Origin of the sequence: Streptomyces sp. NPDC029674 (assembly GCF_044903205.1) — a bacterium.
Classification (GTDB): Bacteria; Actinomycetota; Actinomycetes; order Streptomycetales; family Streptomycetaceae; genus Streptomyces.
The window spans coordinates 236,158-256,728 of record NZ_JBJDPY010000005.1 but is presented as its reverse complement, the minus strand read 5'-3'; the positions used below and the strand labels follow the sequence as shown (position 1 = coordinate 256,728).

The 20,571-nt window shown below is 69.3% G+C and carries 17 protein-coding genes and 2 pseudogenes; 15 read left to right on the top strand and 4 right to left on the bottom strand.

What is annotated here, in order from left to right; all coding sequences use genetic code 11:
* Window positions 1-280: 280 nt before the first annotated feature.
* The 12 genes and pseudogenes from ACI2L3_RS14600 (at window position 281) to ACI2L3_RS14545 (ending at window position 14,470) form a co-directional block, all read left to right on the top strand.
* Window positions 281-1,120, top strand: a complete 840-nt coding sequence (locus ACI2L3_RS14600; RefSeq protein ID WP_404752710.1) for an alpha/beta fold hydrolase — start codon at window positions 281-283, stop codon at window positions 1,118-1,120.
* 107 nt (window positions 1,121-1,227) lie between these two features.
* Complete coding sequence (locus ACI2L3_RS14595) at window positions 1,228-2,061, top strand: alpha/beta fold hydrolase (RefSeq protein WP_404752709.1); 834 nt, start codon at window positions 1,228-1,230, stop codon at window positions 2,059-2,061.
* 95 nt (window positions 2,062-2,156) lie between these two features.
* Window positions 2,157-3,005, top strand: a complete 849-nt coding sequence (locus ACI2L3_RS14590) for a MerR family transcriptional regulator (protein ID WP_404752708.1) — start codon at window positions 2,157-2,159, stop codon at window positions 3,003-3,005.
* A gap of 27 nt (window positions 3,006-3,032) precedes the next feature.
* Window positions 3,033-5,009, top strand: coding sequence for a hypothetical protein (locus ACI2L3_RS14585; protein WP_404752707.1), 1,977 nt, complete (start codon window positions 3,033-3,035; stop codon window positions 5,007-5,009).
* 367 nt (window positions 5,010-5,376) lie between these two features.
* A complete protein-coding gene (locus tag ACI2L3_RS14580; RefSeq protein ID WP_404752905.1) occupies window positions 5,377-5,679 on the top strand; it encodes a transposase in 303 nt (100 codons plus the stop codon).
* A gap of 276 nt (window positions 5,680-5,955) precedes the next feature.
* Entirely contained in the window at window positions 5,956-7,398 is a 1,443-nt protein-coding gene (locus ACI2L3_RS14575) for an MFS transporter (RefSeq protein WP_404752706.1), read from the top strand.
* A 593-nt stretch (window positions 7,399-7,991) separates the two neighbouring features.
* Window positions 7,992-8,843, top strand: coding sequence for a hypothetical protein (locus ACI2L3_RS14570; RefSeq protein ID WP_404752705.1), 852 nt, complete (start codon window positions 7,992-7,994; stop codon window positions 8,841-8,843).
* Between the two features lie 60 nt (window positions 8,844-8,903).
* Window positions 8,904-9,434 carry a carboxymuconolactone decarboxylase family protein gene (locus ACI2L3_RS14565; protein WP_404752704.1) on the top strand — a complete coding sequence of 177 codons (531 nt, stop codon included), beginning with the start codon at window positions 8,904-8,906 and terminating at the stop codon, window positions 9,432-9,434.
* Window positions 9,435-9,519: 85 nt separating this feature from the next.
* Complete coding sequence (locus ACI2L3_RS14560) at window positions 9,520-10,794, top strand: MFS transporter (RefSeq protein WP_404752703.1); 1,275 nt, start codon at window positions 9,520-9,522, stop codon at window positions 10,792-10,794.
* Between the two features lie 357 nt (window positions 10,795-11,151).
* Complete coding sequence (locus ACI2L3_RS14555) at window positions 11,152-12,663, top strand: glycoside hydrolase family 5 protein (protein ID WP_404752702.1); 1,512 nt, start codon at window positions 11,152-11,154, stop codon at window positions 12,661-12,663.
* Window positions 12,664-12,804: 141 nt separating this feature from the next.
* Window positions 12,805-13,323 (top strand): annotated as a pseudogene (locus ACI2L3_RS14550) (IS5 family transposase); the annotation flags it as partial.
* 481 nt (window positions 13,324-13,804) lie between these two features.
* A complete protein-coding gene (locus ACI2L3_RS14545) occupies window positions 13,805-14,470 on the top strand; it encodes a hypothetical protein (RefSeq protein WP_404752701.1) in 666 nt (221 codons plus the stop codon).
* On the opposite strand, the gene ACI2L3_RS14540 is transcribed toward ACI2L3_RS14545, so the two are convergent.
* The 3 genes from ACI2L3_RS14540 to ACI2L3_RS14530 form a co-directional block, all read right to left on the bottom strand.
* Window positions 14,451-14,738, bottom strand: a complete 288-nt coding sequence (locus ACI2L3_RS14540) for a hypothetical protein (protein ID WP_404752700.1) — start codon at window positions 14,736-14,738, stop codon at window positions 14,451-14,453. The two genes, ACI2L3_RS14545 and ACI2L3_RS14540, sit on opposite strands and share 20 nt — an antisense overlap.
* A gap of 275 nt (window positions 14,739-15,013) precedes the next feature.
* Window positions 15,014-15,298: a hypothetical protein gene (locus tag ACI2L3_RS14535; RefSeq protein WP_404752699.1), complete on the bottom strand. Its 285-nt coding sequence runs from the start codon at window positions 15,296-15,298 to the stop codon at window positions 15,014-15,016.
* Window positions 15,299-16,338: 1,040 nt separating this feature from the next.
* Entirely contained in the window at window positions 16,339-16,602 is a 264-nt protein-coding gene (locus ACI2L3_RS14530; protein WP_404752698.1) for a helix-turn-helix transcriptional regulator, read from the bottom strand.
* A 96-nt stretch (window positions 16,603-16,698) separates the two neighbouring features.
* On the opposite strand from ACI2L3_RS14530, the gene ACI2L3_RS14525 reads away from it, so the two are divergent.
* Window positions 16,699-17,592: a transporter gene (locus tag ACI2L3_RS14525; protein ID WP_404752697.1), complete on the top strand. Its 894-nt coding sequence runs from the start codon at window positions 16,699-16,701 to the stop codon at window positions 17,590-17,592.
* Window positions 17,593-18,132: 540 nt separating this feature from the next.
* Here the strand turns inward: ACI2L3_RS14525 and ACI2L3_RS14520 are convergent.
* Entirely contained in the window at window positions 18,133-18,615 is a 483-nt protein-coding gene (locus ACI2L3_RS14520; RefSeq protein ID WP_404752696.1) for a MarR family winged helix-turn-helix transcriptional regulator, read from the bottom strand.
* A 76-nt stretch (window positions 18,616-18,691) separates the two neighbouring features.
* On the opposite strand from ACI2L3_RS14520, the gene ACI2L3_RS14515 reads away from it, so the two are divergent.
* Both ACI2L3_RS14515 and ACI2L3_RS14510 read left to right on the top strand, forming a co-directional pair.
* Window positions 18,692-19,942 (top strand): multidrug effflux MFS transporter, encoded by a 1,251-nt coding sequence (locus ACI2L3_RS14515; protein WP_404752695.1) that lies wholly within the window; start codon window positions 18,692-18,694, stop codon window positions 19,940-19,942.
* A pseudogene (locus ACI2L3_RS14510) lies at window positions 19,873-20,448 on the top strand (hypothetical protein); the annotation flags it as partial. The gene ACI2L3_RS14515 and the pseudogene ACI2L3_RS14510, both read left to right, overlap by 70 nt.
* Window positions 20,449-20,571 lie beyond the last annotated feature (123 nt).

The window sequence follows — 20,571 nt, the reverse complement described above, 5'->3', positions numbered from 1 at the left end:
AGACGAAGGACGCTCCACCCCCGGTGACCGGGCGAGAGCAACGCCCCAGGACGACTCGGTCCGCGGACCGGCAGCCGCGCTCCGTGCCGATGCCACCCGTCGGCCCACAGCAGTCCGGTCCGTGCCGCTCACCTGGCGCGGGCGGACGTACGTCGACTCAGTCACCGGCGAGGTGACCCGGGGCCCCGTTCCTCGAACGCACCGGCCGCACCGGCCTACTTCGCCTGTCCGGTCCGTCGAGGGCCACCAACCAACCAGCTGACCAAGAGGGATCACACGCATGCGCATCACCCGCCACGTCCGTCCGAGCCGCAGAACCGCGCTGCTCGGTGTCACCGCGGCCGTAGGTCTGTCCGTCGCCGCCGTCACCCTGCCCGGCACAGCCGGCGCGGCGCCCCACCACGCGACACGTCCGACGATCGTGCTGGAACACGGGGCGTTCGCCGACGCCGCGAGCTGGGACGGCGTCGTCGCCCGGCTGCAGCGCGCCGGCTATCCGGTGGTGTCCGCCGCCAACCCGCTGCGCGGTCCGGCGACCGATGCCGCCTACCTGCGCAGCGTCATCGACCACGTCGACGGGCCCGTAGTCCTGGTCGGCCACTCCTACGGCGGCACCGTCATCAGCCAGGCCGCCGCGGGCCTCGAGGACAAGGTGAAGGCACTGGTCTACATCGCGGCGTTCCTGCCCGACAGGGGCGAGAGCTCGATCGGACTGACGAACAAGTTCCCCGGCAGCACCCTCGGCCAGGCCGTCGAGTCCGTCAACTACTCCCTGCCCGACGGCGGTCGAGGCGCGGACGTGTACATCAAGCCCGAGAAGTTCCGCGGCCAGTTCGCCGCGGACGTGCCGGCGGACAAGGCCAGGCTCATGGCAGCCGGGCAGCGTCCGGTCGCCGCCGCCGCACTGGAGGAGAAGTCCACCGAGGCCGCCTGGAAGACGATCCCCTCCTGGTCGCTGATCACCACGGGGGACCGCAACATCCCCGTGGCCGCCCAGCGCTACATGTCGGCCCGCGCCAAGGCCCGCACGACGACCGTCGACGCGTCGCACGCGGTGTCCGTGTCCCGCCCCGAAGCCGTCACCCGCATCGTCGAGCAAGCAGCCCGAACGGTCCGATGACCGACGGCCCCACCCTGCCGCCCGCCCCACCTCATCGCACCCGCACAGCCGTGCCCGATCGGGCACTTCACCATCAGACGCATTCACTCCGGAAGGCAGCAACCACCATGGCGTTCATCACCGTCGACCAGGAGAACTCCACCAGCATCGAGCTGTACTACGAGGACCACGGCACGGGGCAGCCGGTCGTGCTGATCCACGGCTACCCGCTCGACGGCCACTCCTGGGAGAAGCAGTCCGCCGCACTCCTGTCGGCCGGCTACCGCGTGATCACGTATGACCGGCGCGGTTTCGGCCGCTCCAGCCGGCCCACCACCGGCTACGACTACGACACCTTCGCCGCCGACCTGAACGTGGTCCTGGAGACCCTCGACCTCGACGACGTCGTTCTGGTGGGTTTCTCCATGGGCACCGGTGAAGTCGGCCGTTACCTGGGCACCTACGGCTCCGACCGGATCGCCAAGGCCGCCTTCCTCGCCTCGCTGGAACCCTTCATCCTCAAGACCGATGACAACCCCGGCGGCGTCGACGGCACCATCTTCAAGGACATCGAACGTGCCGTCACCGCCGACCGCTACGCCTACTTCACGGAGTTCTACAAGAACTTCTACAACCTCGACGAGAACCTCGGCACCCGCATCAGCGAGGAAGCCGTCCGCAACAGCTGGAACGTCGCCGCCGGCGCCTCCTCGTACGCCTCCCTGGCCTGCGTGGCCACCTGGTCCACCGACTTCCGCGCCGACGTGTGCAAGGTCGACGTCCCGGCACTGATCCTGCACGGCACCGCCGACCGCATCCTGCCCATCGAGGCCACCGGCGAACGCTTCCACCAGGCACTCCCGCAGGCCGATTACGTCGTCGTCGAAGGCGCACCCCACGGCCTGCTGTGGACCCACGCCCAGGAAGTCACCGACGCGCTCCTCACGTTCCTCGCCAAGTAACCAGCCCCGCCCACGGGCTGACAGGCCCGTGCCACTTCCCGTGGCACGGGCTCGGTACTGGACCTTGCAGTCGCTGCAAGGGTGAGGATGGCGGCATGTTGTCGATCAGTGATTTCAGCGAGATGTGCGACCTGCCGCCGCAGACACTTCGGTACTACCACGCGGAAGGCCTGCTCGTTCCAGCCGATGTCGACGAGTGGACCGGCTACCGCTCCTACACGTTCGGGCAGGTCGAACGGGCCATGCTGATCACTGTTCTGCGCGGCACAGGCATGAGCGTGACGCTCGTCCGACGCGCTCTCGGCCAACCTGACGAAGCACTGATGCTCTTGCGGCAGCACGTGAAGGAGGTGCGACAGCAGCGAAAGACCCAGGACGAGGCCATCAGAGACGCACGCGCGTTGCTCGCGTCGCCTCCTGAAGCGGTTCTGCGCCACGTCGACGAGATGACCGTGGCGTCGAAGCCGGTGCCGTGCCCGCCCGCCGGACGGCGCGACCGGTACGACTGGAATGCGGCCGACGCGGCGGTCACCGCCGCTGTCCAGGATGTGGTGAGGACCGTGGAGTCGTACGGAGCCGTGGTAGCCGGGACGCCTTGGCGAACCCTGGCCGCCGGGACCCCGGAGCAGAAGCGCCGGATCCTCGCCGGCGAGGGACCGCATTGGCTGGTCAAAGTCCCCGTCGCGGCGGACGAAAAGACGTTGGCTGGCTCCCTGCCTGCCGACATCGAGGTGGAGACGTTCGAGTCCCGGGACGAGCTGTCGATCTTCATGCCGGGCAAGAGCTCGATGGCCAAGCACGGCACTGCACTCTCGCGTCTCCTTGCGCACCCCTTTGACGCCGCCTACGTCGACGTCTCCCGTATGCGCCATCTGCTGCACCCCGACGGGGTCGAAACCGCCGCGGAGGTACGTGAGATCCGCGAGCCGAGCGCCGTCGAGTGACCTCAGGCGATCCGGCAGGATGGCCGCATGCCTCACACCCCGATACGCCCCGCACAGCCCTTCGACGAGAAGTGGATCGCCCAGGCCCTCAACGGTTTCATCGAAGGCTCCGGACACTGGGGTCCCGGCACGCTCGCCATGTTCACCGAAGTCGGCGGCTACTTGACCGGGAGCGGCGAGGAGGTACTCGCGCGGTACCGGGGCTGGAACTGGTACCGGTTCATCGGCCGGTGCGGCGCCGTGGCCCTGCGGGCGAGCTCTTTCCACGTGCGGGACCATCTGCGTGAGGTCCAGCTGGCGATGCTGGATGTCTGGGCAGAAACCCCCTTCGCCGACCCGGAGGCTCGCGCCCGGATGCGGACGGGCGTCCTCGAACTCGCCGACAACGACACGTATGCCGCTCGGACCCACGACGGTGCGACGGTTGCTCTGCACGGGCTCGGCGCCGGCCGGGACGGGAAGCGCTTCGTCGAGTTGCGCACCGGCACCGCCCAGCCGCCGGCGCCAGGTCGGATCACGGCCACCGAGCCGGTGCCCGCGGCCGGTTGGGACACACCTGACCGACTGCGGCGCCTCGTGCACCTCGTACGGCAGAAGGGTCCCGCGCCCTGGGACCGCGCGGCGGCCGCGATGCTCGCCGAGCGGACCGGGCTGAGCCGGGCCGGTGCCGCACTGCTGCTCGCCGGAATACCCGATGTGAAGTACGGGTACGGGGGCCTCGACGCCGAGGCGCGCAAAGTGATGGGACTCAAGCAGTCCGAAGCCGAGGCCGGTGAGCGGGAGTTGGCGGCCCTGCGGGTGGCCGAGCGCCTCGACCTGCTGGCCGACGTGCTGCCCGCGGACCCCGATGAGCTGTGGCTGGAGGGCGGGCAGCTGGCGCTCGCCGAGCGGATCGCCGAGGCCTGGTGCGGGCAACAGGGCGTACGCCCCGCCGTGCCCGAGTCGACGCTCGCCGTCGCCGCCGAGCACAGCGATGTACGGATGGCCCCGGCAGCCGTGTGCGCCGTGTTCGCCGATCCCGCGCGCGAGCCGCGGCTGACCCGCGACCCTGACACCCGGCTGCGGGTGAACAGCATCAGCGGCGGCGGCTGGGAGGGCGACGAGGGTTTCCGTTTCAGAGAGCTGCTCGCCGTGGTGTGCGACGCCGTCGACTGGGTGTACGCCGAGCTTCCCGAAGGGGATCCCGTACGCCGGGGTGTCCCCGAGACCGTACGGCTGCTGCGGGAACGCCTGGCCCACCCGGAGCTGTTGCTCTCCGCCCGCGGCCGCAGCCTGCGCGGCCGCACCGTGGCGGACCTGCTGCCGGCCTTCCCCGGCGCCCTGCCCTACTTGGACGCCGCCGAACCGCTCGCCCATCCCACGCTCGACGACGGCCTGGCCGTCGTGTCCGAGGCGGGGTTCGACCGGCGCGGTGAGCGCGAGGCGCCCGGCGTGTACTTCCGGCCCGGCCGCTACGGGACCGACGAGCGCTCGCGACGCCTGGAGGCCGTGGTCGACGTGGAGGACTCCCATCTGGCGCTGGTCCGCCGGCTGCGCGGTCCCGAGTTCGATCGGATCGTGCAGCGCATAACCGAGGCGTCGCTGCCGCAGGGCGGCTACGAGACCGATCCGCGCCTGTCCGCACCACAGGTGGTCGAGGAGGCGGCCGCCACCACCGGCCTGGATACGGACGCCGCCACCTTGTATCTGCAACTGCTCGCCCTGCCCATGCCCACCGACCGCCGTATCCGCCGCTTCAACCGGTGGACCCCCGCGCACCACAAGGCCGTTGCGGCCGCACTCGTCGAAGCCGGTCTGGCGGTCGCCGACCGCAGGGCCCGCGCTGGGCGGGGGGTATTCCTGCCCGGCGACTGGGCCGGCGGAGACAAGTTCTACCCTCCGATGGAGACCTGGAAGGCCGAACTGCTCGGGGCCCGGGTCATCGGTCACAAGGTCTACTCCCGACCCGTCGCCGGCCCCCTGCCCGAACTCTTCGCCCGGGCCTGGGGGACGCGTCCCCGCTGAGCGTGGTGGCACTTTTGGCACGCGGCATTCGCCGTTCCTGGCCTGCAGAAACGGCTGGAAGTGCTTGGTGGGAGAGCGCTTTGGTCCGCCCCGGTCCGGCTCTTGCTCTTCGACGCTGACTTGGGCACGGGTCCCAACGTCGCTCGCGCCGCAGAGCCGCCGTCGCCGTCCTGCGGGGGAGTGGTGCTGGGAGTGGACACGCACCGGGACGCCCACGTGGATACGGTGCTTGCCGTGACAGGGGCAGTGCTGGCCACCGACGACGGGTGTGGTGAGGGGGGCCGGGGTGGAGGGGACCGGCTCCTATGGGGCGTCTCTGTCGCGCTGTCTGCTGGCGCAGGGTGTGGATGTGTTGGACGTGAACCGGATGGACCGGGCGGATCGCCGTCGGCGCGGTGAACCGGATCCGCTGGATACCCAGAACGCGGCGCGAGCCGTGCTGAGCGGGCGGGCTCGCGCCCAGGCCAAGGCGGGCGACGGGCCGGTGCAGATCGCCCCGCTGGGCAGCGAGGCGTCCTTCGCCGCGCTGTGCGGGGTCAGTCCTGTCGAACGTTCCTCGGGGCGTCGGCAGTTCCGTCGTGTCAACCGTGGTGGCGCCCGTCAGACCAATGCCGCGCTCCACCGGATCGTGTTCACCCGCCTGCGGGTCGACCCACGTACCCAGGACTAATGCGCGCGCCGGATCAAGGAGGGCGTCGGTCGAGCCATCGAAGAGGTGGCCGCCATCGGTGGAGGTACGGAAGTTCTCCTGCCGCGCACGCTTGAGGGTGCCGTCTGGGACCTCGCGGCCCAGGGAGTGTGATGCCCCGCAAATCGACCGCGTTCGGGCCGAAGCCCGCGTTCGGGTTCGCCATGCGGCCCCAGGTCGGTTGTATACCCCTGGGGGGTATGTTACCTTCGCGCTCGAAGATACCCCTACGGGGTACCTGAACAAGGGGATGGAATCATGCCAACGGTCAACCCAAGGCGCTGGTGGGCACTGCTCGTGCTCGCCACCGCCCAGTTCATGGTGATCATGGATACCAGCATCATCGGAGTGGCCCTTCCCGAGATGCAGCGTGAACTCGGCTTCTCGCAGAACGAGTTGCAGTGGGTCTTCAATGCCTATGTCATCGCCTTCGGCGGCCTCCTGCTGCTCGGCGGCCGGCTCTCCGATCTCCTGGGCGCCCGCAAGGTGTTCAACACGGGGTGGGTCGTCCTGATAGCGGGCTCCGTCGTCGCCGCGGCCGCGCAGACCGCCTGGGTCGAGGTCGTGGGTCGCGCGGTGCAGGGCGTGGGCGGCGCGCTGATCGCACCTGCCGCCATGACACTGCTGATGGTTCTCTTCGCCCATGACCCGAAGGAACTGGGCAAGGCGATGGCGCTCTATGGCGCTGCGGCCCCCGCCGGCGGCACGGCGGGAGTGTTCCTGGGCGGTGTGTTCACCGAGTGGCTCAGCTGGCCATGGATCTTCATCATCTACGTCCCGATCGGCGTCGCCACCCTCGCGGCAGCCAAACTGCTGCCCGCCGTCGAGCCCCGCAGGGGCCGAGTCGACGTGCTCGGTGCCGCATCCGTCACCGCAGGCCTCGCCCTCGCCGTCTTCGCCATCGTCCGTGCGGAGCACGTCGGTTGGGGGGCCGGCGCCACTGTTCTCCAGCTCGTGGGCGCCGCCGCTCTACTGGTCCTGTTCTTCGTCATCCAGAAGTCTGTGGGTCAGCCGCTGATGCCGCTCGGCATCTGGCGGGTGCCGCGCCTCGGGTCCGCCAACCTCGCGATGGCGCTGCTCGGTGCCGCATGGATCCCGATGTGGTACTTCCTCAACCTGTATCTGCAGCAGGTGCTCGGCTACGGGGCATTCGCCTCCGGTGCGGCGCTGCTTCCGATGACTGTGCTCCTGATGATCTTCATGACGGCGATCACCGCGAAGCTGCTCGCGAAGTTCGGCGCCAAGCGGCTGATCGGTGGCGGATTGCTTGTCCTTGCGGCAGGTCTGCTGTGGCTGTCGGCCGTCGGGCCGACCGGTTCGTTCGCGGTCGACGTTCTGCCCGCCTCGCTGGTCGCGGCCCTCGGCATGTCGTTGGCGTACATCCCGGCGATGATGGCTGCCATGTCCGGCGCCCCGCAGGAGCAGGCGGGTCTGGCCTCCGGGATCGTGAACACCACCTATCAGGTCGGCTCGGCCCTCGGTCTGGCAGCCCTGACCGCTCTTGCCGCGTCGCAGGGCGCGGGACAGTTGGGCAACCTGCCGGCGCTCACCGACGGCTTCAGCGCCGCGTTCCTGGGCGCTGCCGCAATCGCTGCGACAGGGGGCCTCGCCACTCTCCTCGTGATGCGTGGCGACAAGGCTGCGGCCGCCGTGCAGCAGGCCGACGCACCACAGTCCAGGGGTGAGCAGATCGGCGTGTAGCCGGTGGGCTGCCAGTCGGCCGCACGCGACACTGTTCACAGGGGGCCACTCGATGTCTCACCGGACATTGAGGCGGCCCCTTTCTGCTGTCGAATGCACAGCCGAGTCAGTCGCCGGTCACGTACTCAAGTGACGGGACTCGGCAGTCGCACGGCAGTCCGACCTCGGCAGCTGCGCGCCCGTCATCCCGGCTGCGGCAGTTGACGAGATGGGCGCGGTGCAGTTCGGGGTGCGCGCGCTGAGGGCCGGCGAGGAAGTTGTCAACGGCGAGGGCGCCTTCGGGCGGTCTGCGGCGACGTCACCCGTGGCCCCGATCCGCTACGGCGTCGCGCGCACGAGGCGGGCGATGACGTTCTGCTCGACGTTCTCGTCTTTCCCCCGGGTGCGGACGCGTGCGCCCGCATGCGCGCGGGCGGTGCCGGTTTCCCTCTCGTACGTCGGCAGATGCGCTGACCCGTTGGATCCACCTCAGCGAGCTCGTCACGAGGTTTCCACCCACCGAGGCTCGCCATATACCCCCCGGGGGTATATGGTTCTGATCGTTGGACGGAGCGGAACGGTGCCGGAAGGCGCCCTACACCCTGGGAGATGTCATGACGAACCACGCGGGCCACGGCCAGACCGACCACAGCGCTCACGGCGCTCACGGCGCTCACGGTGGAGCCCAGCCCGGCGGCCTCTCGGTCTCGGCGAACGGCTACACCATCGAGCTCGACTCGACGATCCGCACCGCCGGTGTGCAGCAGGTCAGCTTCCGGGTGATCGGCCCCGACGGGCGGCCGGTGACCGAGTTCGTGCCCGAGCACGAGAAGGAGCTGCACTTCATCGCCGTACGGCGCGACACGGCCGGGTTCCAGCACGTGCATCCGGTGCGGGACGAGAAGGGCACCTGGAGCGTCGAGCTCGCCCTGGAGCCGGGGGACTGGAGGTTCTTCGCCGACGTTCACCCGGCAGGACACGACGGGACCATGACGTTGGGGATCGACGCGGCGGTCGCAGGTCACTACGACCCCCGGCCGCTCCCCGAGGCCACCGGGATCGCACGGACCGGCGCGTACACCGTCGCGCTCGACGGCAAGCTCCTGCCCGGCGAGGCAAGCGAGCTGACCCTCACCGTCAGCAAGGACGGCCGCCCTGTCACCGACCTCCAGCCCTACCTGGCCGCGTACGGGCACCTGGTGGCCCTGCGCGTCGGCGACCTGGGCTACCTCCACGTCCACCCGGAGGGCGAGCCCGGCGACGGCGTCACCGCGCCGGGCCCCGGCATCGCCTTCATGGCGGTTGCGCCCACGGCGGGCACCTACCGCCTGTTCCTGGACTTCCAGCACGACGGCGTCGTCCGGACGGCCGAGTTCACGGTGCGGACCGGCGAGGCGGCGCCCGAGCACGGGATCCACGACGACCACGTGCACCACGCACACCAGGGCCACCACGCCCACCACTGACCGACCGCGTCGATCACTACGGACCGACCACCACTGGTCGACCACACCGGAAGGAGCGTCATGCCCCGCTTGACCCGACTCACGCCCGACACGGCGGTCGGCGCCTCGCGCGACCTCCTCGCGGATCTGGTCTCCCGCCATGGCCAGATCGGCGACATGGTCTCCACGATGGCGCACTCGCCGGCCGTGCTGGGCGGCTACCTCCAGCTCAGCAGGGCCATGGGACGAGCCAAGCTCGACCGCAGGATCAGCGAACGGATCTCCATCGCCGTCCAGGCCCTGCAGGGTTGCGGGCTCTGCCTCGCAGCGCACGTGAGTGCCGCCCGCGCCCTGGGCGTCGATGAGGAGGAGATCGAGCGGGCCCACGCGGGTACCTCGGCCGATCCTGCCGTCGCGGCGGTCATCGCCCTGGCCCTCCAGGTCTACCGCGAGCCGACGTCGATCACCGACGAACAGATCACCGCACTGCGCGAGCACGGCTACAGCGACCGCGCGATCGCCGATGTGCCCGGCGTCGTCGCGCTCAACATCCTCACCGGCGCCTTCAACCTGCTCGCGGGCCTCACCCCCGGAGGCGACCTCGATGCGTAGCAAAGACTCCCCCGCCTGTACTCGCGGGGCACGGCCGCCGCCCCGGGGCCGCGCCCCGCCGCATGGACACGGAAGGAACCCCGCCATGCGACTCTTCGCCATCCGCGACTACCGCCACCTCTTCGGTGCCCAGGTCATCGCCCTCTTCGGCACCGGACTGACCACAGTGGCCCTCGGACTCCTGGCCTACGACCTCGCGGGACCGCGCGCCGGCCTCGTCCTCGGCACCGCCCTCACCATCAAGATGGTCGTGTACGTGGTCATCGCCCCGCCGGCCGCCGCGTACGTCGACCGGCTCCCCCGAAGAACCCTCCTGGTCCTCCTCGACGTGATCCGCGGCGCGGTGGTCCTCGCGCTGCCGCTGGTCACCGAGGTCTGGCACATCTACGTACTGATCGGCCTGCTCCAGGCCGGATCCGCGGCCTTCACCCCGACCTTCCAGGCCGTCATCCCCGACATCGTCACCGATGAGTCCGCCTATACGCGGGCCCTGTCCGCCTCTCAGGTCGCCTCCACCATGGAGAGCCTGCTCAGCCCCGTACTCGCCGCCGTCGCCCTCACCTTCATGAGCTTCGACCGGCTGTTCCTCGGCACCTCCGTCGCCTACCTCGTCTCCGCCCTGCTCGTCCTGTCGACCCGCGTCCCCGACGCCCGCCCCAGCACCCACACCAAGGCATGGGACAAGGCGGCATCGGGCATCAGGACCTTCTTCAGGACGCCACGGCTGCGCGGCATCATGGCGCTCAACATGGTGGTGGCCGCGGCGGGTTCGATCGTCGTCGTCAACACCGTCAACCACGTCCGCGACGAGCTCGGCGGCACGCAGTCCGACGTCGCCCGGATGCTCGCCGCCTCCGGCACCGGAACCCTCGTCGCCGCCCTCGTACTGCCCCGCGTCCTGGACCGGGTCGCCGCCCGCACCGTCATGATGACCGGCGCCGCGGTCCTCGTCGGCGCCACGACCGCCGCGGTGACGCTCATCGCGACCGGCCTGGTCACATGGACCGCCACGGCGATCATCTGGACCGTGACCGGCGTCGGCATGGCACTGATCATCACGCCGACCGGCAAGGTCCTGCGCGCCTCCGTCGCACGCAACGCGATCCCCGAGGCATTCGCCGCCCAGTTCTCCCTCTCCCACCTGGCCTGGCTGATCACCTACCCCGTCGCGGGCTGGCTCGGCACGAACGCGGGCCTCATCACTGCCTGGTCCGTCCTCGCGGTCCTCGCCGCGGCCGGAGCGACCGGCGCCCTCCTCCTGTGGCCGCGCCACGACGGACGAGGAGCCACGACCAGCCCGGTGACACCCGCCCGGCACGCGGCAAGCACGGACCGGTCCACCCTGTCCAAGGCCGCGTGAAGCGCCCGCGTACAGCGCCGTACTGCCTGCGTCGTGCACGGTACGCGCGGGTGGCGGCCACGGCCTTCTCGTACGAGACCGAACGGAAAATGGACATAACGGCAGGGCGATCAGCTATGGACATCCGACGGAACGGAACGGAACGGAGCGGAAGCCGAAGACCAGAGCGATGCCTGTGAATAAGCCGATGCGGAACTTACAGCTGCTCAGACCAGTCGTACGGCGAAGACGGTGGGAGATTCCCGGCCGCCCGCGTCGTCACTTCGCTGGTCTGTGCAAGCGGTTCCTGATACATACGGTGCGTGCCGAGCGGACACACGTACGTGACCGCGCGCCCCCGAGTGCCGGAGGTTCGTCATGGGCAAGCGTTTCACGCGGCAGCACCTCGGCCCAGTGGCCCTGATCGCCCTGATCGCCACCGCCCTGCTCGGTGCGGGCCTGACTCCGGCCGCTTCTGGGACAGTGGAGAGTGGGCGCCCCGGCACCGATTCCGGCGCCGTCACGGGGGCCACTTCCGGCAACGGGTCTGCAACCGCCTCCACCGCCGACGGCATACCTCGCCTCACTGACGCCCGCGGACGCACACTCACCCTGCGCGGCTGGAACATCGAGGACAAGATCCACCACGGCCCGGACGCCCTCAGTGCGATCACCGAGCGGCACTTCGCCGACTTGCGGGCCCACGGCTTCAACTTCGCCCGCCTGCTGGTCTTCTGGGACGACCTGGAGCCGCGGCGCGGGCGCTACAGCGAGTCGTACCTGCGCAAGATCCGGCGCATCCTCGACTGGGCGCACGAGCACGGTGTCCATGTCGTCATCGACGCCCACCAGGACGTGTTCGGGCCCGCGTTCGGCCACCGCGGGATCCCGGCGTGGGCGACGCGGACCGACGGGCTGCCGTTCACCCCGCACCCCGACGACTGGTTCGCCGAGTACTTCGAACCCGCCGTCCAGCGCGCCTTCACCCATCTCTACGAGGACGCGGACTTGCGGCGCGCTCAGGCTCGCATGTGGCGCCTGCTGGCGGACCGCTTCGGCGGACACCCCGCGGTGTTCGGCTACGACCTGATCAACGAGCCGATGGGGGAGCTGCGCACGGGCGAGGACCTGCCGAGTGCCGCACGCCGCATCGAGGCGACGCAGCTCACCCCGATGTACCGCCGCCTGGCGGCCGCCATCCGCACCCGGGACCGCTCGAACCGCCTGTTCATCGAGCCGACGCCGATCGTCGGCGAAGGCGTGCCCACCGGTCTGGGCCGCATCCCCGACGAACGCGTCGTCTACGCCCCGCACTTCTACAACACCGCGATGGAGGCGGGCGCCGATTACGACCCGGCGGCCGGCTGGATCACGGCGTACGAAAACGCCGTCACCGCATACCCGCGCGAGCACTCGGTTCCCGTCGTGGTGGGAGAGTGGGGCCCGCTGAACAGCGGCCTGCCGAACATGCGCCGCTTTCACGACGACGCGCTCGCCTCCTTCACCCGCTACTCCTCGGGCTGGGCCGCCTACGTCTGGTGCTACGGCGGCGGCTACTGCGCCCTTGACCGCGACGGCCGCTTCCGTACGAACAAGGAGCGCACTGTCACGCCGTACGCCCCGGCGGTCGCGGGCACCGTGCGCGCCGACACCCACGACCCGGCCCGCGCGACGTACCGCCTCGCCTACCGGTCGACTCGCCGTCCCGGCACCACCGTGCTGTCCCTGCCGCCGAGCACCACCGGCTGGCGGATCGAGGTGTCGGGCCGCACGGCACACCCCAGCGCCCGAAGTGTGCCGCCCCGGCAGGCACGACAGGTGCGCGTGTGGGCGTCCGACAGAGCGGAGGTGCAGGTAACGGTGCGGCCGGGCTCAGGCCGCCGGGGCTGAGACCCGGGGGAGTCCTACTAGCCCCCGATTCTTATGGCGTGATCGTTCGCTGACCCTGCATGACAGACCTGGTTGAGTGGTTGGTGCCGGGCGAGTTGTGAGTGCCGTTCCGGCGAGCCGTGTCGCCGGTTGAGGTAACGGGCAAGGCTGCACCGTGTTGTCCTGGACGGACCCGGCAGCCGAAGTAAGCTCGACCGGTCAAGGTGCGCGATCGACTCCGTCAGTGTCAGGGCCGCAAAAGGGGGCCACTGACCGGACCGAATCCGACCGACCGCAGCAAGTCAGGGTCGAAGATCCACCTCATCGCGGACCGGAACGGACTGCCGCTGTCTCTGGGTCTTCCCGGCGCCGATATGCACGACAGCCTTGGTCTGAAGCCGCTCGTGCGCGGGACCCGGCCGGTCAGATCCGGTCGCGGTCCCCCCCGCCGTCGGCCTGGCAAGCTCCACGCCGACAAAGGCTATGACTACGAGCACCTACGCAAGTGGCTTCATTGACGAGGCATTCGCCACTGCATCGCGCGCAAGGGCATCGAGCCATCCATTCGGCTTGGCCGACATCGCTGGGTGGTCGAGAGCACCGAGCCCTGGCTGGGCAGGATGCCGACACCTGCACCGCCGCCACGAACGACGGCCTGAACACTCCCTCCCCTTCGCGGCCCGGCCGGACACCGGATCCGCAGGGCCCAGCTGTCCTCGCCCCACAACACCCCCCGCCCCACCGAGCAGGCAGTCGGCGGCCTCGGCCTTATCTGACCCGCACCACACGCGCGCCTCGCCGTCGATGTGACGGGGCGGTTCTCGGTGACGGTGCCGATCAGAACCAGGGGGCTGTTGCCTTCGGTTTCACACCGCCCCCGCAGGCATAGCCGTAGCGGTCCGTCATGTCCAGGGTGACGGCGCTGCCAGTAGGACGTTCCCTTCGGCTCAACGCCTTGAGGGGAGACCATGCGGTGATCTATGGGGCACTGTTACATGATCTGCGGTTATCCGTTATGACGGGTCAACTAGGTTGATTACGTACTCGCCGCACAGCATGGATGACGAGAGTGAAAAGGACAGCTCCCGGCGTGGCGCCGCCCGGCCGGCGGAGCTGTGCCGTGCGTGCGAAAAGATCCATGACCGTGAAGGGGAACCACGTTATGCGTACCACCACCCATCGCCGCAGCGCCCTGCGTACCGCCGCCGTCTCGGTCCTCGTCGGTACGGCGCTCCTGGCCCCGGCCGCGGCCGCGCTGGCGGACGCGCCCACCGCTGAGCAGCGCACTGCCGTACAGAGTGTTGTCGCCGCCAAGCCCGTGAAGATCGACATCGGTGCCGGCGTCACCGTCACCGTGAAGGACGGCAAGCCGTACTACAGCGGCAAGATCCTCAAGCCGGGCCAGACGGTCAACGACGGTATCTACCTGCACCTGAGCGCCGACGGTAAGCGCCTGTACAGCAAGACGCAGGGCGGTGGCACGCCGTACGCCATCTGGGACGTCGCGACCGGCAAGAGCCTCGGTACCCAGAAGAACAGCCCCACCGCCGCGGTGAAGCCCGCGCTGACAGCCAAGCCTTCGGCGGCCTCCGTGAAGGCATGGCAGGAGCTGCGCGTCAGTGGCAAGGCCACCGGCATCACGGGGGGCGCTGAGGTCGGCCTGCAGCAGAAGCAGCGCGGCACGTGGAAGACGCTGCCCGCCTCCACGACCGTCGACAAGTCCGGCGCATACAGCCTGCGCGTCAAGCTCGGCCTGAAGGGCAAGAACGAGCTGCGCATGAAGAGCGGCTCCACCCTGTCGCCCGTCTTCACGGTGACGGTGCGCTGACACCGGCGGGCATCAGCGCATGGCCGTCCGCTGCCGGTGTCCTGGTGGCCAGGGCAGTCGTCAGCTGCCCCAAGGAGGCTTTCGTGGAGCGGGAGTTGGCGCCGGGCAGCTCCACGACACGGCCCAGGCCATGCCGGGCATAGCCGGAGTCTCCGCTGATGGCCGCGTCCAACCACGTCCCGCGCCCGCGTACGACCTGCGACCGCTGACCGTCAAAGCGGGCCGTCGTGCCACCGCTGGCCAGTACTGTTTCTGGCGTGTTGGTCATGGATCTCCGATTGGGCGCGGCGGATGTTCCAGGCTCAGCGCCCGGGTGCTCCAGTGAGTCGGAGCCCCATGAACAGCAGCTCCGCACCGCGCTCAAGGAGGCCGCGGGGCGAGACCGTCAGCCCACAGTCCTCCGCTCTCGTCGGGGGCGGAGGCGTCTGCTGGCGGGAGGCGGACTCAGCCACGGGGGCTGGGCCCAGCGCAGGACAGTCCGTAGCCTCGGTGACTGCTTCGCGCCGGACACCAGCCCTCGCGGCAAGGAACACGTGCCGTGCCTCAGGTGCCGAGGTCCTCGAAGGCGCGGTAGTCCACCCAGCCCTTGATGCCGCCGTTGAGGTGCTTGCCGTAGTACCAAGTGACGCCGGACTTCTTCGTCTTGCAGTACACCCTGACGGGCGCACCGACCCGTGCCCACCTCCGAGTCTGTCCTGGAGGCGGATTCTCGATCTTCGACGACCACAGGTTCGACGACCACAGGGTCGACGACCACAGGGTCGAGGTCGAGGGATACCGCGGGGCAGAGACGATCATCGACCAGGACCGGATCGAGCTGTTCCGCAAGGCGTTTGGGCTCCTCCACCCCTCTGCCGTCTACGGTCAGGCTGCAGGCCGTCCGGGACCTGATCACGGCCGTGTTGGCGACGAGCTGACAGCGCGAGATCACGAATGGGCCAGGCTTTCGTGTTCCCACTGCTCCAGCAGCGTCTCCGCGGGCAGCGCGCTCCCGTCGGGGGCAAGGCGCTGGACCGGCATGTCGTGGGAGGCGCACGCGAGCAGTTGCTCAGCGACGAGGTGAGGAACGTGGCTGCGACCGGTCCCCGCCGGTGTCGCGGGAGAGCTCTATCGCGCTCGCGCTGGCTTGACCTACGCGGAGCTGACGTGTGCCGGAACTCTGGACACGGGCTCTCGCTCGGTTCACCCCCGCTCGCGCAGAGCCCCTTGCCCATGCTCTCCTGTGCCCCTGGGGGTGGCCGGTTCACCTCCGCTCACGCGGAGGCGAGAGGCGAGAGCCGAGCACCGAACTGGTCTCCGGCAACGCCCGCTTCTTCGCAGAAGTCAGCAAGCGCGTCACCTGTCCCTACGACGCCCCCTGCCGTGGGGGCGTCGTCGCGTACTGGACCATCGCCGCCGCTCTTGTGCGTACTTCACCCGTTCTGGTGTGGGGAGAGCTCGGCAAGGTCCCTCCTGATCCGCCATCTGCGTGGCTCGCCATTCTTCTTCGGCTGGCCGCCGCGGGTGGGGTCTGGGTATGAGGACTCCAGCCAGGGGCCGACACACAACGGGCGGTTGGGGTACCTGGCCGCAACCTGTGTAGCTGGCTGACCTGTGCGGATCGATCGGTTCGGCTCTATACCGGTGCCCGTTGCAGATTACGACCGCTTCCGGCGGGGCTGTCATGGTCTTCGTCTTCTCTGCCGACATGACCGCAGTCGGGTACGTGAAGCGGCAGACACAGTAGGCGACTGCGTGGAGTGGCTCCTTCAGGCCGCCCTACAGTGTTCTCCGCAACCCAGTCGTTCGTGACCATGGGGATGCGCAGGTGGGGGGCCAGCAGCACACAGAAGCCCCGCCGCAATGGCGGCGGGGCTTCTGGTGAGGCGTCAGGCGTGGGCATGGCTGTACTCCCGCTCGCCACTGTCAAGGACGCGGAGCAAGGAGGCGGTGACGACGCGTGTGCTGCGGCCGATGCGCAGCACACGGCATGGGAACTCCCCTCGGCGAACCAGGTCGTAGCCCTTCGCCCTGGAGAACCCGAAGGCTCGCGAGGCGTCCTCGACGCTGCCGGTTCCGCCCCAGGTGGCGCGGATGTGCGAGGGACTGTACTGGGCGTCCGTATCCGAGGTCCCGTCGTTCTGGCTGTGCATGTGTGGCTCTTCGGTTCCCTTCAAGACTGCTTAGGTCGCGGAAATATCCCCGGACTCGGTGACGTTCCTCTCTGGCACCGTGATCATGGAGGGGGAGTGGTGGGTCTGAAGCTGTTCAACACGGCGGGTGAGGTGAGTGAGGTCGTGCCGCGTCTGGCTGCGGTGGAGGCGGATGTGCAGGATCTCGTCGAGGCGCACATGGAGGCGATGCTGGGCGTCAGGTTCCTCGCGAGCGAGTACGTCATCGACTGCGTGGATGGCGGGCGGATCGACTCGCTGGGTATCGACGAGAACGGCGCACCCGTGATCGTCGAGTACAAGCGCGGAACCGACGCAGGCGTGATCAACCAGGGCCTTTACTACATGGCCTGGCTGACGAACCACAAGGACGCCTTCAGGAACCTGGCCCGCTGCCGTCTCCGTCTCGGAGCGACAGCCGCGTCCCAGATCCTGTGGAGCACACCCCGGCTGATCTGCGTGGCCGGCGACTTCACCCGCTACGACGCGCACGCCGTTCGCGAGCACCGGCGCTCGATCGACCTGGCCCGCTGCCGGTACTTCGGCAGCGACCACTTCGGCCTTGAGACCGTGGCCTCCGTCACGGGTCACTCGACTCAGGCCAAGCGGGTACGCCGCCGCGCGGCCGGGGCGCCGCCGGTCCGGAAGCAGGGCGGTGCGATGGCCGAGCTGGCCCAGGCGGTCGACGAGGTCCTGATCGGACTCGGGGGCGGCGTCACCCGAGTACAGCGCAAGCAGTACCGCGCCTACCGACGGCTGCGGAACTTCGCCAGCGTCTGCCCGCCGCAGCAGACCAAGCTCCTCGTCTACCTCAAGGCCGACCCGAAGGACATCGACCTCGTTCCCGGCTTCACCCGGGACGTGACGGGGCTCGGCCACCACGGAACGGGTGACTTGGAACTGCAGCTGCGTACGGAGCGGGACCTGAAGCGTGCCCAGGACCTGTTCCGCCTCAGCTACACGGCGGCATAGAGATCTCTCGCTGGAGCGCTGGCGGGGTGTGGAGTTGTGGGCTGGCGTCGTGATGTTGCCTTTCGACGTGGCGGGCAGGGAATGGCGGTGGACCACTAATGGTGCGGAGGATCCCCGGTTTCGCTAACCGGGGATCCCGTGCTAGACGCCGAGGCCACCGTCGCGTGCCCGCCGCAACCTGGTCCGCCAGGAGATCCGTCCTGTGTATTTGGCTCCCCTCGCTGGTCACGGGACCTGTGAGGGGTTCGCCCCGCCAGGCGGAAAGCACGGGTCCGCGGCAGGGTGGTGGGTGTGCTGACGCCTCCGATCGAGCCGATGCTGACTCGGGGCCAGCGAGTCTCTGCCGACGGCAGGGCAGGTTCGCGATGCGATCTGGCAGCAGAAGGTCGATGGTTCTCCAGACACTTCAGCCATGTCTCATCCTGCGCACACGGCAGTGCTTGATCCGGAGCTGATCAGTGTGCATACGCCAGTCGGCGGATGACGTCCCGACCTGCCACGGGTGTTCTCGGTGCGGTGGGCTGGGCGGCCGGGGCACTGTCAGTGGCGGCGGAGGGCTCGCAAGGCGGAGCCGAGAGCTCGCAGCGCAGGCGTTGCGGAGGCGAGTGCGGCACGGTCATCGGCGGGCAACGCGGCCAGGGCATCGGCGAACAGGGCGGCCCAGGCATTCTCGATCCGAGCCATTCCGTGCTGGGCATCCAGCGTCGGAAACAGCTGAACGGCTCGACGGTCGTGAGGATGGGTCTCGCGTCGAATCAAGCCCTGGGCGACCAGACCCCGCACAGCGGTACTGGCGTTACTCCCGTGCAGGCCGAGTTCGCGCGCGAGTTCACCCGTTCCTGTGCCTGGGGATTCCAGTACATAACGCAGAACCTCCAGGTCCGACGGCGGCAGCGGAAGCAGCCCCGCCTCCTGGACCCCTCGCAGCCGCAGGATACGAGCGAGGGCATAGACCGCGGGGGTCAACTGCCTGGCTTCGCGCAGTAGCGCATGGTCGTGGAGTTCGCTATCGCCCTTGGTCACCCTCCCATCCTAGCTTTTCCTATAGCTATATATCTATAGTCGCCTTGCTTGTTGCCCTCCCTTCCCTGGAGCGACCGTGACCTCCCATGCCCGTAGCCAAGCCAGTCCGCCCGTGCCGAAGCCGGCTCCCCCGCCCCCGCCGGGTCGCCTGATCGCGACCCTCGCGTTGCTGTCCTTCGTGATCCCACTGTCCACGGACATGTACCTACCGGGCTTTCCGGCTATGACCCGGGACCTGTCCACGGACGCCGCCGGCGTCCAACTCACCCTCACCGCATTCCTCTTCGGCCTCGCCGTCGGCCAACTGATCCTCGGCCCTCTCTCCGACCGGTACGGACGCCGGAAGCCAATCCTCTTAGGGACCGGCATCTGCACCTTGGTCACGGCGCTGTGCGCCCTCGCCCCCACGCTCGAACTCCTGACCGGCCTCCGGTTCCTCATGGGATTCAGCGGGGCCGCAGCCGTAGTCGTCGGCCGGGCCGTGGTCTCAGACATCGCGTCCGGCGCGGCCGCCACGAGGATCTTCGGCACGCTGATGGCCCTGGGCGGCATCGCCCCCATCGTGGCGCCGCTGGCCGGCGGGGCCATAGTGAACGGCCCCGGCGGCTGGCGCACGGTCTTCTGGGTGCTGGCCGGCGCGACCGCGCTCATGTTCCTGGCCGCGTTGCTCCTCGTTCCCGAGAGCCTGCCCGCCGAACACCGACACGCCCCCGGCATCCGGACCACGCTCAAGGCCGCCGTCTCGGTCCTGACCGACCGCCTCTACCTCGGCCACACCCTTGCCTTCTGCTTCGCCAGTGCCACCCTGTTCTGCTACATCGCCGCTTCCCCCTTCCTGCTGCAGAACGTGTTGGGCTTCAGCGTCGGCGAGGCGTCCACGGCCTTCTCCGTCGGCGCCCTCACCGCCACCGCCTCCAGCGCCGCCGCGACCCGCCTCGTCAGCCGCTACGGCTCCCGGCTCCTGTTGAACACCGGACTGGCCGTGCTCCTGATGTCGAGCGCCCTCGCCCTGCTCGTCACCGCCACAGGAAATCTCAACCGGGTGTGGGCCCTGGGCCTGGTCGGCATCGGCTTCCTCGGCCTCGGGCAGGTCTTCGCCACCGCCCCGGCACTCGCCCTCGCACGTGTACCACACGCGGCCGGCACCGGTTCGGCAGTGCTCGGCACGCTGCAAAGCATCCTCGGCGCAGCCGTCGCTCCCTTGATGGGCATCGCAGGCGGACACACTGTCGTGCCGCTCTTCCTCGGCATGACCGGATGCGCACTGATTGCCACGCTCGCGCTGTGGTTGACCAGACAGGACCCAGGTCTGACACGACAGAAGTGATACCGGCTCAGGATGGCCACCAGCCGATCGGGTCTCATGAGACACCATGCAGTCTGGAGAACGACGGCTACCGGGTCATTGCCTACATTCGGTCAGGCAAGCTCCACCTCCAATCCCGCCGTGGCGCCGATCTCAGCGGTGCCTTCCCCAATCTCGTGGCCGCCGCCGCCCGGATGGAGGAGGACCTGGTGGTTGATGGAGAGCTCGTGGTCCTCCAGGGCGGTCGTCTGGATTTCACCGCGCTGCAGCAGCGCGCACGCCTGACCGGAACGCGGGCGGCTGAGGCCGCACGTACAGCACCGGCCCACGTGGTCGGCTTCGATCTCCTCGAACGCGCGGGGAGCTCCCTCCTCTCACGCCCCTGCCGTGAACGCCTGGACACCCTGCGATCGCTCTTCGCCTCCGAGGTGCTGGGCCCGCCGTGGGCCCTCGTCGCTTCCACCACTGAGCGGGCAGTCGCCCTGGAGTGGGTGGACCCCGTCTGGGGGCGGGTGGGTGTCGAGGGTGTTGTACTCCGCTCGGGCAGCCGCCCCTATCGGCCAGGAGTGCGAGAGCTGATTAAGGTTCGAGCCTATGAGAGCGCCGAAGCGATCATCGCCGGAATCACCGGCACCCGGCACGCTCCGATC